This window comes from Fructobacillus americanaquae, from assembly GCF_024029775.1.
In the GTDB taxonomy this organism is placed as follows: Bacteria; Bacillota; Bacilli; order Lactobacillales; family Lactobacillaceae; genus Fructobacillus; species Fructobacillus americanaquae.
Genome location: NZ_CP097122.1, coordinates 1187742 through 1205717 on the forward strand (window position 1 = coordinate 1187742; position 17976 = coordinate 1205717).

The 17976-nt window shown below is 46.5% G+C and carries 13 protein-coding genes; 12 read left to right on the forward strand and 1 reads right to left on the reverse strand.

All coding sequences use genetic code 11. The features are described from left to right. Positions 1-59 precede the first annotated feature (59 nt). From M3M36_RS05835 to M3M36_RS05885, 11 genes are all read left to right on the forward strand, one after another. On the forward strand, positions 60-1394 hold the full coding sequence (locus tag M3M36_RS05835; protein ID WP_252773643.1) for an aspartate aminotransferase family protein: 1335 nt from the start codon (positions 60-62) through the stop codon (positions 1392-1394). Between the two features lie 277 nt (positions 1395-1671). After that, entirely contained in the window at positions 1672-4353 is a 2682-nt protein-coding gene (alaS, locus tag M3M36_RS05840; RefSeq protein ID WP_252773644.1) for an alanine--tRNA ligase, read from the forward strand. A 135-nt stretch (positions 4354-4488) separates the two neighbouring features. After that, complete coding sequence (locus tag M3M36_RS05845) at positions 4489-4740, forward strand: IreB family regulatory phosphoprotein (protein ID WP_252773645.1); 252 nt, start codon at positions 4489-4491, stop codon at positions 4738-4740. Further along, positions 4740-5171: a Holliday junction resolvase RuvX gene (gene ruvX, locus M3M36_RS05850; RefSeq protein ID WP_252773646.1), complete on the forward strand. Its 432-nt coding sequence runs from the start codon at positions 4740-4742 to the stop codon at positions 5169-5171. Before M3M36_RS05845 ends, ruvX begins: the two co-directional genes overlap by 1 nt. Before the next feature lie 45 nt (positions 5172-5216). Beyond that, positions 5217-5516, forward strand: coding sequence for a DUF1292 domain-containing protein (locus M3M36_RS05855; RefSeq protein ID WP_252773647.1), 300 nt, complete (start codon positions 5217-5219; stop codon positions 5514-5516). Positions 5517-5960: 444 nt separating this feature from the next. After that, positions 5961-6893 (forward strand): aspartate carbamoyltransferase catalytic subunit, encoded by a 933-nt coding sequence (locus tag M3M36_RS05860; RefSeq protein WP_252773648.1) that lies wholly within the window; start codon positions 5961-5963, stop codon positions 6891-6893. Then, complete coding sequence (locus tag M3M36_RS05865; protein ID WP_252773649.1) at positions 6890-8158, forward strand: dihydroorotase; 1269 nt, start codon at positions 6890-6892, stop codon at positions 8156-8158. The genes M3M36_RS05860 and M3M36_RS05865 overlap by 4 nt, the downstream gene beginning before the upstream one ends. Before the next feature lie 4 nt (positions 8159-8162). Beyond that, positions 8163-9248 (forward strand): carbamoyl phosphate synthase small subunit, encoded by a 1086-nt coding sequence (locus M3M36_RS05870; RefSeq protein ID WP_252773650.1) that lies wholly within the window; start codon positions 8163-8165, stop codon positions 9246-9248. A gap of 1 nt (position 9249) precedes the next feature. Beyond that, on the forward strand, positions 9250-12420 hold the full coding sequence (gene carB / locus M3M36_RS05875) for a carbamoyl-phosphate synthase large subunit (protein ID WP_252773651.1): 3171 nt from the start codon (positions 9250-9252) through the stop codon (positions 12418-12420). 3 nt (positions 12421-12423) lie between these two features. Next, positions 12424-13359, forward strand: a complete 936-nt coding sequence (locus M3M36_RS05880) for a dihydroorotate oxidase (RefSeq protein ID WP_252773652.1) — start codon at positions 12424-12426, stop codon at positions 13357-13359. Between the two features lie 160 nt (positions 13360-13519). Next, positions 13520-14176 carry a glycoside hydrolase family 73 protein gene (locus M3M36_RS05885; RefSeq protein WP_338029130.1) on the forward strand — a complete coding sequence of 219 codons (657 nt, stop codon included), beginning with the start codon at positions 13520-13522 and terminating at the stop codon, positions 14174-14176. A 94-nt stretch (positions 14177-14270) separates the two neighbouring features. Here M3M36_RS05885 and M3M36_RS05890 read toward each other — a convergent pair whose 3' ends face one another. Beyond that, a complete protein-coding gene (locus tag M3M36_RS05890; protein ID WP_252773653.1) occupies positions 14271-15449 on the reverse strand; it encodes an ATP-binding protein in 1179 nt (392 codons plus the stop codon). A gap of 199 nt (positions 15450-15648) precedes the next feature. Between M3M36_RS05890 and pcrA the strand changes: the two genes are divergently transcribed. Then, positions 15649-17898, forward strand: a complete 2250-nt coding sequence (gene pcrA, locus M3M36_RS05895; protein ID WP_252773654.1) for a DNA helicase PcrA — start codon at positions 15649-15651, stop codon at positions 17896-17898. Positions 17899-17976: the final 78 nt, after the last annotated feature.

Sequence of the window (17976 nt, forward strand, 5' to 3'; positions counted from 1 at the left end):
AATTTTACGGGCTTTTATTGTATAATGATTAAAAATAAATGAGAAAAAAGAGGTTGGGTATGAGCAGAAATTTAGATATTTTAGCCGAAGAGGATCAAAACAGAAATGCAGCGGCCCGGATTAAGTACTTTGATTTAGTCGTGCAATCTGGCTCTGGAGCAACAGTGACGGATGCTGATGGCAAAACCTACATTGACTTGTTGGCCTCGGCTTCTGCCATTAACTTTGGCCATTGCCATCCAAAGGTGGTTCAGGCCATTAAGGACCAGGCTGAAGAGTTAATTTTATATACGCCAGCTTATTTTGCGAATACGACCACGGCTAAACTTTTGGAACGGCTGTCTCAACTGACGCCGGGTAACTTTGACAAGAAGGTCGCGTTGGGGAATTCTGGCTCAGATGCTAACGAGGCGATGATTAAATTTTCTAGGGCTTACACGGGTCGGCCCAATGTAGTGACTTTTACCGGGGCTATGCACGGATCGACCTACGCAGCCTCAATTGCTTCAGCAATTTCATTGAACCAGGTCCGCAAAATTGGTCCGTTGATGCCCGGTTTTTACAAGGCACCCTTCCCAGACAGCCATGACCGATTACAGGGCGAGAATGAGCATGACTTTTCTTTGCGTAAATTTGCTGAATTTAAGCAACTTTTTGAAAGTTATCTACCGGCGGATGAAACGGCGTTGGTTTTAATTGAACCCATTCAGGGTGACGGCGGAATCGTGAAGGCCCCACAAGAATACCTGGACCTGGTTTATCAATACACTAGGGAAAACGGCATTGTTTTTGCCGTGGACGAGGTTAACCAGGGATTAGGCCGGTCTGGCACGCTGTGGTCCATTGATCATTTCGGGATTGTACCTGATTTACTAGCCATTGGAAAATCAATTGCCTCCGGTTTACCATTGTCTGCCGTCGTTGGGAAAGCTGAGATTATGGATGCCTTGCCTGCACCGGGCCACCTCTTTACGACTGGGGGCAACCCGGTAGCGGCTGCAGCGGCCCTGGCTGGCTTAGATGTCTTAAAGGAAGAAGACTTAGTGGGCCGGTCAATGCGGCTGGGCCTGCGAGTGCAAGAATACTTTGATCAAGCTCAGAAACGCTACACCTGTCTTGGTGATGTCCGCATTTACGGTCTTGACGGTGGCATTGATATCGTTGATCAAGATGGGCAACCAGACGCTCAATTGGCGAGTCAAATCATTTTTAGACTCTTTGAGTTAGGGGTCGTTATGATTACGCTTCGTGGCTTTATATTGCGTTTCCAGCCACCTTTGGTGATTACAGACGAACAGCTAGACCAGGTTTTTGCAATCTTTGACCAGGTCTTTACGGAGGCTGACAATGGCACTTTGAAGCCACTGCCAAAAGACCGTGCAATTGGTTGGTAAAGAGACTTTCGCCAAGAAAAAATTGTGCTATAATTATCCTTAGTAACTGGATATGCGGTCTTATAGCTTCTTTTTAGCAAGGTGTTGGTTGATGGAAAACACTAGGAACATGAGGGCGTGCTCCCAGGATAAATGCCAAAAATGGCCGCATCCTAGCGTTATCAGGAATTAAAGGTAAAGATTTGAAAGATCATTACAAACAGCGGTGGTACCACGGTAACGCGTCCGCTCTTTGTTTTGGTCTTTTTTTAATTAGCCGAAAACCAAAGGAGAATTCATGAAAGAATTATCATCAGCCGAAATCCGGCAAATGTTCTTAGATTTTTTTGCCAGTAAAGACCACTTAGTTGTACCGGCCAAGTCATTGATTCCAGAAAATGATCCATCACTATTGTGGATTAACTCTGGGGTGGCTACTTTAAAAAAGTACTTTGATGGCTCTGTTGTTCCACCAAAACCTCGATTAACGAACGCGCAAAAGGCCATTCGGACGAACGATATTGAAAACGTTGGTAAGACTGCCCGCCACCATACGCTGTTTGAAATGATGGGAAACTTCTCAATTGGAGACTATTTTAAGGCAGAAGTCATTCCTTGGGCCTGGGAGCTCTTGACGTCACCAGAATGGTACGGGTTGGACAAGGAAAAACTATATGTCACAGTTTATCCAAAGGACCAAGAGTCACGCAAAATCTGGGAAGAAAAGACTGATTTGCCAGCTGGTCACGTTTACGAAGTCGAAGATAACTTTTGGGATATCGGTGAAGGCCCTTCAGGCCCCGACTCTGAAATTTTCTATGACCGCGGTGAGGCCTTTGCCGATTTGCCAGCCGATGATCCTGAAATGTATCCAGGAGGCGAAAATGAACGCTACTTGGAAATCTGGAACATTGTTTTCTCACAGTTTAACCACTTACCTGGATTAACGGACAATAGCACCTACCCGGAATTACCACATAAAAACATTGATACGGGTATGGGACTCGAACGATTGGTTTCTGTTTTCCAAAATGGCCGGACAAACTTCGATACGGACTTATTCTTGCCAATTATTCATGAAACTGAAAAAATAGCTGGTGGGGCCAAGTACGACGAAACCAAGGATACGGCTGAAAACGTTTCCTTTAAGGTAATTGCCGACCACATTCGAGCAATTTCCTTTGCTATTGCTGACGGAGCCAAGCCAAGTAATGAAAGCCGTGGTTATGTTATCCGCCGCTTGCTTCGACGAGCTGTTTTGCACGGCCAAAAGTTGGGTATTCAGGGTGAATTCTTGGCAAAATTGGTACCAGCCGTGATTAGTACATTGGACTCTTATTATCCAGAGCTAAAGGCTAACCAGGCTGAAATTGAAAAGACAATTTTGGCGGAAGAAAAGCGCTTTAACAAAACTTTGAAGGCCGGTTTGTCACTCTTGGACGAGGTCATTGCTCAAGCCAAGAAGAATGGCCAAAAGGCGATTGCGGGAGCAGATGCTTTCAAGTTGTCTGATACGTATGGTTTCCCAGTCGAATTAACGGAAGAACAGGCCGAAGACGCTGGTCTGTCAGTTGACTTAGCTGGTTACCAAAAAGCTTTGCAAGAACAGCGTGACCGCGCTCGGGCTGCCCGTTCAACGGAGAATGCGATGGGCGTGCAAAACGCTGCCTTAACGGATTTGAAAGTGCCATCAGCCTATGTTGGTTGGAATGACAAGACGGTTCTTGGCGCTAAGGTCGTGGCCGTTTTGGTTCACGATGAAAATGGTGTGGCCCAAGTAGCAACAGAAGCTCATGCTGGTCAAACAGCTTGGTTGGTCTTTGATCAGACGCCGTTCTATGCTGAAATGGGTGGTCAGGTTGCTGATTTTGGAACGGTTAAGGATGAAAATGATCACATCTTAGCCCAGGTGACGGATGTTCAAAAAGGGCCCAATGGTCAACATATCCATACAGTACAAATGATGGCGGATTTGAAGGTTAACCAGGTGGTTGACTTGGCCATTGATTTGGATCGTAACCGGGCCGTGTCCTTGAATCACACCGCGACCCACATGTTGGATCAAGCGTTGCGGAATGTGATTGGTGGGGATGTCCACCAGGCTGGTTCTTTGGTGGAACCAGAGTATTTGCGCTTTGACTTTAATCATGAAGGACCGGTTGACCAGGCCACGTTAAATCAGATTCAAGACCAAGTCAACGAGCAAATTGCCAAAAACTTGCCGGTTACTTGGGAAGAAATGTCCCTTGAGAGGGCCAAGCAGGTTGGCGCTGTTGCAGTCTTTGATGATAAGTACGGTGACACGGTTCGCGTGGTTTCCATTGGTGACTATAACCGGGAATTTGATGGTGGTACCCACGCTCAGTCAACAGCTGAGCTGGGACTCTTTAGGATTGTTTCTGAATCCGGTATCGGGGCGGGGGTTCGCCGAATTGAGGCGTTGACTTCAATTCCGGCCTTAACTCGCTTTGAAGCAGAGGAACAGACGCTGGCAGCCATTGCTAAGGGCTTGAAAGTACCAAACCTTTTGGCCGTGAAGGACAAGGTTGAAGAAGTACAAGCCGATTTGAAGGCAGCTAACCAGCAAATCGAAGCGATGCAGGCACAATTAGCCGCTCTGCAGGCTGGCAAACTCTTCAATAATCCAAGGCAAATTGGCCAACTGACGGCTGTGATTGCCCAAGTTAAGGTTGATAATGCTGGTGGCTTACGCCAAATGGCAGATGCTTGGCGCGATCAGGGTGCGTCAAACATCTTGGTTTTGGCTGCTGCCATTGGTGACAAGGTCAATTTGCTGGTTGGTGCTGATAAGACAGCCAACGCTTTAGGTATTAAGGCGGGTGATCTGGTCAAGACGATTGCCCCAACTGTCGGTGGTGGCGGCGGCGGCCGACCTGATTTGGCTCAAGCCGGTGGAAAGGACCAGAGCAAGATTACTGAAGCGCTCGACCAGGCTGAAAAAATTATTGGTCAAGTTTAATATTTTCTTTGATAGAAGGTCGACTAAAGGCAACTGGCAAATTGGTCAGCTTGGAATTTAGTCGGCTTTTTGCTTGGAAACGTGTTAAACTAAAGACACGTAAAAGTGAAAACTATGAAGAAAGGAGTGTGTACGATGAGTGTGAACGATGAGACTGCGATTTTTGACTTCGGTAACCAGGCACCAAAAGATATCCATGAAACGATGGTGTTGGTTTATGCCGCTTTGGAAGAAAAGGGTTACAATCCAATCAATCAGATCGTTGGGTATTTAATGTCTGGCGACCCAGCTTATATCCCCCGACTCCATGACGCGCGTAATTTAATTAAGCGCCACGAGCGCGATGAAATCATCGAGGAGCTCGTACACGCCTATTTAAATAAGTAATGCGGATACTAGGACTTGATGTAGGCTCAAAAACAGTTGGTGTGGCCGTTTCGGACCCAATGGGATGGACGGCCCAAGGGGTGGAAATCATCCGAATCAACGAGGACGAAAAAGTCTTTGGCTTAGACCGTTTGGGTGAAATTCTCCAAGAAACAGGCGCAAAAGGCGTCGTTTTAGGTCTGCCTAAGAATATGAATAATACCGAGGGCCCTCGTGCCCAAGCAGCGCGATCGTATGCTAAGATGGTGGAAGACCGTTTTAGTTTGCCCACTGATTTTCAAGATGAACGACTGACGACGGTTCAGGCTGAACGAATGCTAATCGAAGAGGCGGACGTTTCTCGTAAGAAGCGTAAAAAGGTCATCGACAAGATTGCCGCAGAATTCATTTTGCAAAATTATTTGGACGCTAACGGCAAGTTGACCAAGTAAATTTTTTTACTTTGGTGCAATCGTAACAATAACAAAGGATTTTTTATGGCTAAGCAAAACCCAGAAATTGACAAGATTACTCTGATTGATGAGAATGGTGACGAAACTCTATACGAAGTTTTGTTTACTTTCCATTCAGAGGAATTTGATCGTTCATACATCTTGCTCGTTCCAGACGGCGTTGAGGAAGATGAAGAGGTTGATGTACAAGCATACATTTTCAACCCGGCCGAGGATGGTGAAGCAACGGAAGAAGATTTGCTGCCAATTGAAGATGATGCAGAATGGAACATGGTTGAGGAAGTGTTGAACACTTTCTTGGATGATGATTCAAACTTTAATTAAGCATGTTGTTTAGTCACCACATTGTCGTGGTGGCTTTTTTATTGGCAAACGTAAATCATTGATGAACCAAAGCTGTTAAGACTAAAAATTAGCAGTGACCATTGTTAGCTTTTCTAACAAAAGACAAAAATTGACCTTTATACCCTTTTCTGTCAGAAAAGCTTGCCAAAGGTATTTACAGGTGCTAAAATACCAGCAAGCAAATAAAAGTTGCAATCCTTTAAAGCAGACCGGAGAGTCGCTAAGGTGGACAAGCAGCAAGGTAATGGTTGGAAGAAATTTCAGACCCCTGGGCGAGACCCTGGCAATCCTTGACAAAAAGGCTGACAAGAACGGACGAAGTGCAAGCTAATCGAGTCCAGTCAACCACCACTGACGCTCTGATCTTAGGATCAGGGCGTTTTTTATTGGAAAATTGCAGCGGGAAAATCAAGGGGCATTGAGATGACGAATTGGAACAACTGCCTAGACCTAGCAGATTTATCAGCAGCGCAATTACAAGAAGTTTTGGACTTAGCCCAAGACTATCAGGCAGGGAAAAAAGCACCAGCGTTGAAGCGTCCGGTATACGGTGTGAACCTCTTTTTTGAGAATTCCACCCGAACCAAGTCATCTTTTCAGATGGCGGAGAAGAAGTTAGGTATTGACCTCATTGAGGTTAATCCGGCAACGTCTTCTGTTCAAAAGGGCGAAACGCTGTCGGATACGCTGCGCACACTGGAAGCAATCGGCGTTGACTTTGCCGTTATTCGCCACGGCCAAACCGGTTGGTACGAAGAATTGATGGAAAATCCTTATGTAACACTGGGGTTATTCAACGCTGGCGATGGCGCTGGAGTCCATCCATCACAAACACTCTTAGATCTATTAACGATTGAAAATGAATTTGGTCGAATTGATGGCCTAAAGGTTGGTATTATTGGTGATTTGGCTCACTCACGAGTGGCAAAATCAGACGCTAAAATCTTAAAGTCGTTGGGGGCAACACTTTACTTTGGTGGACCTGAGTCCTGGTACAGTCGGGACTTTGATGATTTGGGCACATTTGGCACGCTGGCAGAAATTTTACCGGAATTAGATGTGGTGATGATGCTCCGGGTGCAATTAGAGCGCTTCGATGAGGCTAACCGTGATGCCTTCACGGCCGTTGATTATTATCAAAAGTTTGGCTTAACAAAAAAACGAGCTAAGCTTTTGCCAAAACAAAGCATTATCATGCATCCAGCCCCAGTTAACCGCAATGTTGAAATTGCCAGTGAATTGGTGGATGGCGACAAATCACGGATCTTTACTCAAATGGGCAACGGGGTTTTTGCCCGGATGGCGATGATGACCAAGGTCCTACAGGCACGCGGCTTAATGGAGGTTGACAAATGAGAGTATTAATCAAGCATGTAGCAATTAACAAGCGCTGCCTGGACATCTTAATTGTGGATGGCAAGATTGCAAAAATTGCCCGTGGAATTGAGGTTCCAGCTGACGAAGAAATTAACGCCCATGGTGCCACGGCCATTCCTGGTTTGATTGATGTTCACGTCCACTTCCGCGAGCCAGGACTAACTTACAAGGAAACCATTGAAACCGGCTCTCATGCAGCCGCTCACGGGGGGTTCACAACGGTGATGACCATGCCAAATGTCAAGCCGGTCGTTGATACTGCCGAAAAGGTTCGTCACCAGGTTTTGCTCAATCAGGAAAGTAGCCTGGTGAAGATTGGCCAATTTGGTGCACTATCGGCTGACCTGGTTGGCGTTGGCGCAGCTGATTTACAAAAAATGGCTGATGCCGGTGCCATGGCCTTCTCCAATGATGGTCATGGAGTGCAGGATGCACAGACGATGCTGGAAGCCATGAAAGCGGCTCGGCAGGCTGACCGCGTAATTTCGGCTCACTTGGAAGATGATTCCTTAATCCAAGGGGGGGTGATGAATGCTGGACCGCAAGCCAAACGATTGGACTTGCCCGGGATGACAGGTTTATCTGAATCAACTCAATTAGCTCGTGACCTGGTGATGGCACAAGCAACCGGGGTGAAGTACCACATCGCCCATATCTCAACCAAGGAATCTGTTGCTCAGGTTCGTTTGGCCAAGCAAATGGGCCTGGCCGTCACAGCGGAAGTATCACCACACCACTTGTTCTTAGATGACAGCATGATTGAAACCGATGACCCAATGTTCAAAATGAACCCGCCATTGCGGTCAAGAGCAGACCGATTGGCCCTAATCGCTGGACTTTTGGACGGGACGATTGACATGATTGCGACCGACCATGCGCCACATAGCGCAGAGGAAAAATCGGGTTCCATGAACGATTGCTCATTTGGCATTGTCGGATTAGAAACGGCTTTGCCGCTAGTTTATACCCGCTTTGTTAAAAGTGGCTTAGTCGACCTGGATACTGTCCTTGATTGGATGGTTCGACGACCAAAGCAAGTCTTTAACCTCGTATCGGCGGGTGAATTACGGGTTGGGGATGCAGCCGATATTGCGCTGGTTGATTTCATTCACCCATACAAGATTAACCCAGCAGAATTTGAATCAAAGGGAAAGAATACCCCATTTACTGGTCAAGAGGTTTATGGCAAGGTCTTAAAGACCTTGGTTGACGGCCACTTGGTCTATCAAGCAAAGAAGGAGTAAGGCAATGCAAGGATATTTAGTATTGAAAAATGGATCAGTTTATGCCGGTGAGCGTTTTGGCTCCGAAAAAGATCTGCTAACAGAAGTAGTCTTTTCAACCGGAATGACTGGCTACCAAGAAACGATGACCGATCCCTCATATTTTGGACAAACAATGGTCTTTACCTACCCTTTGATTGGTAATTATGGCATTAACTTGGACGATAACGAAGGGACAGGCAGCAAGCCCGCAGTTGATGCCATTATCGTCAAGGACCTGGCCCGCCGTCCTGCTAACTTTCGTTCTGTGATGACCCTTGCTGATTTTGCCAAGGAAGAAGATTTGCCAGGGTTGACAGGCGTTGACACACGGAAATTAGCCAAGGAAATCCGTGACCATGGCTCCATGCCCGCCGTCTTGGTTTCTGAATTAAATCAGGAAAAGATTGATGCCCTTTTTGCTCAAGATTATCCATCATTGTTGTTGGCCCGGGCAAAGAAGGAAGAGGAAATCGAGACCTTCGTTGGTGAAGTGGGTGGTCCAAAGATTGCTCTGTTGGACTTTGGCTTGAAGGGGTCAATCGTCAAGGCGCTGCAAAAGCGTGGTGCAACCGTAACAGTTTTCCCTGGCACAACGCCAGCGTCTGTTATTGAGGCCAGCAAGCCTGACGGGATCTTACTATCAAATGGACCTGGCGACCCCACTCAGTATGGTTATGCAACGAAGACTATCCTTACATTGCAAAATCATTACCCAATCATGGGTATTTGTTTAGGACACCAACTCTTTGCCATTGCCAACGGTGCTAAGACTTACAAGATGAAGTTTGGCTACCGTGGCTTTAACCACGCCGTGACGGATGTCGATCACAAGCGGAAATACTTCACCTCACAAAACCATGGTTATGCCGTGGACCGGGCTTCATTGGCCGGGACGAATTTAGAAGTAACCCACGAAGAAATTAATGCTGAAACGGTTGAAGGCGTTCGGTTGAAAGATAAGGAAGCATTTTCAGTCCAATTTCATCCGGATGCTTCGCCAGGACCACACGACGCCGAATATATCTTTGACAACTTCATTAACAAGTTGACGGACAAGAAGGGAGCCTAAGATGCCCAAGCGAAATGACATTCATAAAATTTTGGTAATTGGTTCAGGACCAATTATCATTGGTCAAGCGGCCGAATTTGACTATTCCGGTTCACAGGCCTGCCTTTCATTAAAAGAAGAGGGCTACCAGGTGGTGTTGATTAACTCCAACCCTGCTACGATCATGACGGACCAAGAAGTTGCCGATCAGGTGTACTTGGAACCAATTACTTTGGATTTCGTCAAGGAGGTTTTGTACCGAGAAAAGCCGGATGCCATTTTGCCAACCTTAGGGGGCCAAACCGGCCTAAATATGGCAAAGGACTTAGCCGATTCAGGTATTTTGCAGGAACTAGATATTGAATTGCTGGGGACAAAGTTGCCAGCCATCGAACAGGCTGAAGACCGGGAACTTTTCAAGGATTTGATGGAAGAATTGAATGAACCAGTACCGGAATCGCAAATTGCCACAACAGTCGCTGAAGCAGCCGATTTTGCAGGGAACATCGGGTACCCTGTGGTTGTTCGTCCCGCCTATACGCTTGGTGGAACTGGTGGTGGCTTTGCTAATAATTTGGCTGAATTAGAAGAAATCACCGCCCATGGCTTAGAATTATCACCAGTGACCCAGGTTTTGATTGAAAAGTCGATTGCCGGTTATAAGGAAATCGAGTTTGAGGTGATGCGTGACGCCGCCGATAACGCTTTGATTGTGGCGGGGATGGAAAACATTGACCCAGTTGGCGTGCATACCGGTGACTCCATCGTCGTTTCGCCAACGCAGACTCTATCAGACCGGGACTATCAAATGATGCGGGATTCCGCTTTAAAGATTATCCGAGCCTTGAAAATTGAGGGTGGCGTGAACATCCAAATGGCTTTGGACCCAAAGTCTTTCCAGTATTACATCATTGAAGTTAATCCCCGTGTTTCTCGGTCATCAGCCCTAGCTTCAAAGGCAACAGGTTACCCAATTGCTAAGATGGCGGCCAAAATTGCCGTTGGTTTGCATTTGAACGAAATTAAAAATCCCGTGACTCAAACGACTTGGGCGGCCTTTGAACCAGCCCTTGATTACGTTGTGACCAAGATTCCGCGGTTCCCATTTGATAAGTTTGAACATGCTAACCGCACGTTGGGGACACAAATGAAGGCGACCGGTGAGGTCATGGCGATTGGGCGGACGCTGGAAGAATCATTGTTAAAGGCGGTTCGTTCACTTGAAGTCGATGAAAAGGATTTGAGTGCTGGTTATTTTGACGGGGTTTCAACAGAGGACCTGCAGGCACAATTGATGCCGGCCAAGGACGACCGCCTCTTCGCCATCGCCGAATTGATTCACCGTGGTGTAACGATTGAAGCAATTCATGATATTACACAGATGGACTTGTTCTTTTTGGACAAAATTTTGCACATTATCGAAATTGAACGAGCTGTTCAGGCAGATCCGGACAACTTTGAGAAAATTAAGACGGCCAAGGAATATGGTTTCTCTGATGCCTGGTTGGCGAAGTTGACTGGCAAAACGGAAGCTGATTTCCGTTTTTGGCGCAAGAAACAAGGCTTGTTACCAACCTTTAAAATGGTTGATACGGTTGCCGGTGAATTTGAATCGAAGACGCCCTACTACTACGGCACGTATGAAGACGAAAATGAATCAATTGTCACGGATCGACCTTCCGTTTTGGTGCTTGGCTCTGGTCCAATCCGGATTGGCCAGGGAGTTGAGTTTGATTATGCCACTGTGCATGCAGTGAAGGCCATCCAACAGGCCGGTTATGAATCCATTATTCAAAACTCAAACCCCGAAACGGTTTCAACTGATTTTGCTATTTCCGATAAGCTTTATTTTGAACCATTAACCCTAGAAGATGTCTTGAACGTGATTGACCTCGAGCAACCCTTAGGTGTGGTTGTGCAATTTGGTGGCCAAACGGCCATTAACCTAGCTGCTGGTTTGGAACAGGCCGGCGTTAAGGTTTTGGGAACAACCGTGGCCGATTTGGATCGCGGCGAAGACCGAGATGAATTTGCCAAAGTGATTGACCAGCTTGAATTGCCAAAGCCAAAGGGTGAAACGGCTACTACCAAAGAGGGAGCCTTGAAGGCCGCCAATGACCTTGGTTATCCGGTTTTGATTCGACCATCTTATGTGATTGGTGGTCGGTCAATGGCCATTATCGATTCCGATGATGACTTGAAGACCTATATGGAACAGGCAGTTAAGGTTTCAAACGACCATCCCGTTTTGATTGATGACTACCTCACTGGTCAGGAAGCTGAAGTTGACCTGATTTCAGACGGCACGGACGTGTTGATTCCAGGAGTGATGGAGCACATTGAACGCTCTGGTATTCACTCAGGTGATTCTTTTGCGGTTTATCCAACGCAACAAATGTCTGCCAACGTGAAGGCACAAATCGTTGAATCTGCTCAAAAGTTGGCTAAGAAATTGAACGTGATTGGCTTGATGAATATTCAGTATGTGATTCATGATGAAATCGCCTACGTGATTGAAGTTAACCCACGGGCATCCCGGACATTACCATTCTTGTCAAAGGTGACGGAGATTCCAATGGCTCAAGTAGCCACACAAATTATGTTGGGCAAGTCCTTGAAAGACTTGGGTTACCAATCCGGTTTGGTTCCGGAACCAGTTACAGTTCACGTGAAGGCGCCGGTTTTCTCATTTGCCAAATTAGCCGGCTTAAATTCGACGGTAGGGCCAGAAATGAAGTCAACTGGTGAAGTCATGGGAACTGCTGACAACTATGATCAAGCACTCGCCAAGGCGCTGGTTGGTGCTGGTTTACCAATTTTGCATCAGGGTCGAATTCTTTGGGACTTGGCTAAAGCAGACCAGCAAGAGGGCTTGGCCTTGGCTAAGCGTTTTGCAGCCCTTGGCTTTGACTTGGTTGCTGTTGACGGCAATTGGACTTTCTTACAGGAAAATGGTGTTGCAGTTGAAGCAGCACCAGCTGATTTGCCAATGGCAATGGCTAAGCAAGAATTGCAAATCATGGTAAACACACTTGACCAGGCTGACCAGGCTTTGGCAGGGGAGAGCCCGGTCCGAGCAGCAGCCATTGTCAACGAGGTGGCCTTATTTACCGCCTTGGATACCGTCGCTGCTTATTTGACGGTTTTGGAATTACCAGAAGAAACACACTTTGTAAAAGCATTGGGAGAATAATTGATGACCGATATTGATTTGAACGCCGACCTCTTTGGGCAAATTTTAACTAGTCCATTGCTCAACGCCTCTGGGGTCCACTGTCAGACCAAAGAAGAATTGAATGATTTGGCGCATACGAGCAACTTGGGTGCTATGGTAACAAAATCAGCAACACTTCAGGCTCGTGCAGGGAATCCAAACCCACGGTACTATGATCTCAAAAATGGTTCGATTAACTCGATGGGGTTGCCAAACTTAGGCTATGATTTTTACCTTGATTATGTTTTGCAAGAACAGACAAAGCCAACAATTTTGTCTGTTGCTGCTTTGTCAGCGGCTGATGCGATTACCCTGCTAAAAGACTTGCAGGCTTCTGACTATCAGGGACCGACTGAATTGAACTTGTCTTGCCCAAACATTGTTGGAGAACCGCAATTAGCTTATGACTTTGAGGCCACCGACCGGGTCTTAAAAGAAGTCTTCAGTTTTTACACGAAGCCATTGGGCGTGAAGTTACCACCATACTTTGATCTAGTTCACTTTGACAAGATTGCTGCTGTGTTGAACAAGTACCCATTAACCCACGTAAACACGATTAATTCTGTTGGTAACGGCCTGTGGGTCGATATTGAACAGGAACAAGTGGTCACAAAGGCCAAGGGTGGCTTTGGTGGCTTGGGAGGAACAATGGTGCTGCCAACGGCTTTAGCCAACGTTCGCGCTTTGCGCCAACGCTTGCATGACAGCATTAAGGTCTTGGGAACCGGCGGTGTGACTTCCGGGGAAGATGTTTTTGCACACATTCTTTGTGGGGCTGATTTGGTTTCAGTTGGTACTCAGGTGATGAAGGAAGGCTTGAGCGTTTATGACCGTCTTGCTGAAGAATTGCAGGCGATCATGGCCCACAAGGGTTACCAAAGTTTGGCCGATTTCCGTGGCAAGTTAAAAGAACTGTAAGGCGGTTTTGTTAAAAAAATAAGTCAGCCTTTCGACTGGTAAAATGATTTAACCAACAGTGATGTTGGTTTTTTCTTTTTTGGCAAATAAAATAGAAAGGCGTATACTGGCTATATTCAATTTCAGACAGCAATGATTCTAATGAAATGGGGGTGTCCAGGTGGCTAAAAAGCGGAGAAAGAAAAAATGGTTTTTTCTGCCAAAGGCGAAGAAAAAACGACGAATGTACTTGATGCTCTTGCTTGTTTTTCTAACATTAATTGCTTTGACCGTGGTGATGAGCCGATCAATGACGACTAAAAAGGAGCAAATTATCTATCAAGATGAAGCCAAGCAAAAGCAGCTGCAAATATGGGCCCCCTATGCACAAAAGATGCAATATAAGTATCGCATTTTTGCTTCGATTTCACTGGCACAGGCCATTTTAGAATCGGATTGGAACCAGTCCAGTCTGTCAAAAGATTATAACAATTTGTACGGGATGAAAGCATCGGCAGGCCAGGCCGGAGTGGTCGTTCCAACCAATGAGTATGAGGACGGTCATTGGATTGTAGTGGATCAAAAATTTGCCTCCTACCAGACCTGGCAGGAATCGATGGAAGCCCATGCCCAGCTAATTTCAAAGGGGACCCACTGGAATCCCAACCAATATGAGCATGTGCTGGCAGCCAAAAATTATCAGGCTGCGGCGCAGGCCCTTGTCCAAGACGGGTATGCGACCGATCCAACCTATGCAGCAAAATTGGTGGCAGTGATTGAAACTTGGAATTTAAAGCGCTTTGATTTAACGGTAAAAATGGGCAATGCCAGCGCTTAATGGTTTAGTTTAGGGAATTTATTAGAATTGTTTCAATTAAAAAGAGAACCGGATTACGCACGTTCATGAACGCGCGTACGGTTCTCTCTTTGCTTTATTGTTTGTTTGGGGATGCAAAAATCGTGACGGTTCGATTCGGTTCCTGGTTAACTTTGATTAGTGCTTGGCCAGTTTGTAGCTGACCTAATTTTTTCCCAGCTTTAGCAGAGTTGGCTAGGAGGGGCAATGCTTGCCATTCCTTTTGATTCGTCAGCCGATGGACAATTGTGGCTGAAAATTGTCCTAGTAGAGCAGTTGACAGGTCGAGTGGCGACTGGGAAGCAAAGGCCACCTGGAGGCCTTCCTTGCGTCCCTCACGCAGAATTTGCGCTAAACCACTGTCCTTGTCTTGCTCGGCTTGGTTGTTTTTCAACAGGAAGCGGTGGCCCTCGTCGATTAAGAGGTAAACCGTCGCCTTATGGGTGCTTTTGGATTGAAAGCTGAGCAGTTGGCGCCAGACGGTGGACATGATGGTGGCTTGGAGGGCACCGAGGTCTTTCAGCTGAGCCAGGTTGATACTGATTTTAGCGCCGAAATAAGCCTTAGCCGTTGCTAATTTGAGCAGGTAAAGTAAGTCGTACTTGGTTGTTTTTACCTGAGTATTTGGTGCAATGGTCTTTAGGCGCGGATCCGCGAGGCGGTCGGCTAGTTGGTCGATGGCCGTCAACAAATCAGGATCAGTGCTGGCCAAATTCTCTTTTTGATCAATAAACCCTTGGTGGGCTAGCAAGCGCAATTGGGGGGCGAGGAGGCTTAATGAGAAAGACCATTGACTTTGATAGAGTTGACTTTTTAAAGCATAAAAGGCATCGGCGGTTAGGGCTTTAGTGTTTAAAATGACCTTTTGCTGTTGGTTAAGATTGTAGTTAATCCGTAAGGCTGCTTGAGCTTGTCCTAGTAGCAGCTGCCACTTGGTTGGCCAGGTCAAACCAAGCGCAGTCAATAAGTCTTTTGGTGCTAACTGGCTGAGATCAAAGTAGACGTTTTGGCCAACGCTGTAGGAGACCTGCTGGTCGTCTGCTCGGCTAAACTCGCCGGTTGGATCGAAAATGATTTGCCCGAGTCGATTTACTTGTAACTGTTGGCTAATTTGTTTGAGGGTTGTTGATTTGCCAGACCCAGTTTGCCCAACCAAAAGAAGGTGTGGGGCGAAAAGCGTTGTGGCCGCTGGTTGGTACTTGTTTTTGAACCACCCCGTTTGGCCCAAAGTGAGTAAGTGTTCGCTAGTTTGCATGATTTTTCCACCTTTAATTATAGTTACCTTACCAAAAAATCAGACAGACTGTAAATGGTTAATTGCTGGTAATCAAGGCCAAACTGTTGGTATTTTGTCGACGCACGAATTAGATTAGGGCAGTTTTTTGTCCTAGCCTGATTTTCCTTGAATTATGATAAAATAAGAGCAGTGAACAAAAACGATTTAGGATGGCAAAATGACTGTTGAAGAATTAACCAAGGGTATGAATAGCAAGCAAGCGGAGGCGGTCAGGACGACAGAGGGACCGCTTTTAATTATGGCTGGTGCCGGATCTGGGAAGACCAGGGTTTTGACGCACCGTGTTGCCCATTTAATTGAAGATTTAGATGTGGCGCCCTGGCGGATTTTGGCCATCACCTTTACGAATAAAGCTGCCCGTGAAATGCGGGAACGAATTGGTAAATTAGTCGATGAGCAGCTAGCCCAATCCGTTTGGGTTTCAACGTTCCATGCCCTGGCTGTTCGAATTTTGCGTCGAGATGGTGAACGGATTGGCTTGGGCAAGAACTTTACGATTTTGGATAGTTCTGCTCAAAGGACGCTGGTTAAACGGGTGATTAATGATTTAAATTTGGATTCAAACCAGTATGATCCACGGACAATCTTAGGGACCATTTCCAATGCTAAAAACGATTTGCTAACGGCCAAGGATTACCGAGAGCAGGCCGCTAATTTTTATGAAGAACGTGTAGCAGAAGTTTATTCTGCTTACCAGAAAGCTTTGCGTCAGGCTCAGTCAGTCGATTTTGATGATTTAATTATGTTGACGATTGAACTCTTTGAAAAGGCCCCTGATGTTTTGCAACGCTATCAAGACCAGTTCCGTTACCTCCACGTCGATGAGTACCAGGACACCAATGATGCCCAGTATAAGATTGTCAACATGCTGGCTCAAGGCTCACAGAACTTAGCCGTTGTTGGGGATGCCGACCAGTCAATCTATGGTTGGCGTGGTGCCAACATGCAAAATATTTTAAACTTTGAAAAGGATTGGCCTCAGGCACAATCAGTTTTCTTGGAGCAAAATTATCGGTCAACTCAATCCATTTTGGATGCTGCTAACGATGTGATTAATCACAACAACGAGCGAGTGCCGAAAAAACTCTGGACCGAAAACGGTGCCGGAGACAAAATCACCTATTATCGGGCTCAGTCTGCCCAGGATGAGGCCTATTATGTGTTGGGCCAAATTCAAAATGGGCAACGCGAAAACCATCAATCTTTGTCCGACTTTGCAATTCTTTACCGGACGAACGCTCAGTCCCGGGCCATGGAAGAATCTTTGGTCAAAGCAAACATCCCTTATACCATTGTTGGTGGTCATAAGTTCTATGACCGTAAGGAAATTTTGGACGTGATGGCCTACCTGTCGTTGGTCGCAAACCCGGCTGATAATGCGGCCTTAGAACGGATTATCAATGTTCCTAAGCGGGCGATCGGTCAGTCAACAGTTGACCGGCTTTTTACCTTTGCTAACCAAGTTAACTTACCAATGTTGGCGGCTATCGATCAAGTCGAAATGGCCCAGGATATCCGCCCAGCAGCGGTGACAAAGTTGCTTTCCTTTGCCGAAATGGTGCATAACTTCCGCCAACAAGCAGAGTTCTTAACTGTTTCGGAGTTAACGGATTTGATTTTAGAACAGTCCGGCTATCGCCAGGAATTACAGGCAAAATCAGACCCTGAGTCGCAATCACGACTGGAAAACCTGGATGAATTTTTGTCTGTTACCAAGGAATTTGATGACAAGTACGATGCTCAGGCGGACGACGCAGTGAATCCGTTAACTGATTTCTTAGGTTCGACGGCCTTGATGGCCGACCTGGACAATGTCGAGGAAGATAGCGGGGTGGTCACGTTAATGACCTTACATGCCGCAAAGGGGCTTGAATTTCCGACGGTCTTCTTGATTGGCCTAGAAGAGGGCTTATTCCCATTGGGCCGGGCGGCACAAGACGAGGATCAATTAGAAGAAGAACGACGTCTGGCCTATGTCGGTATTACGCGATCTGAGCAGAAACTTTATTTAACGAATGCTTTCTCCCGTTTGCTATATGGCCGGACACAGGCGAACCAACCTTCTCGCTTTATTGATGAAATTTCACCCGAATTGATTGAGCAGGCCTATCCGGCAAGCGGCTCTGGCGTTTCTGCCGGTTTGTCCTCGAAGTTTCTCCGGGCAACGAGTACTACTTACCAGGGGTCTGCGAAGGCTAGTCCGGTTCAAAAGAAATCAGCTGAAACCACTGGTGCTGAAGGGGTCATGTGGCAGGCTGGCGACAAGGTTTCTCATAAGAAGTGGGGAATTGGGACGGTTGTTTCAGTTACCGGTGACCAACCTGACCGAGAACTTAAAGTCGCCTTCCCAGAAGATGGCATCAAACAACTCTTGGCTGCCTTTGCACCAATTACACGAGTTGATTAAGCTGCAAGGAAAAAACTGATGCTTTTTTCTTGGTACAGCCATTGTGACCAACAGCTAACTGACCGTGTAGAAAGGATT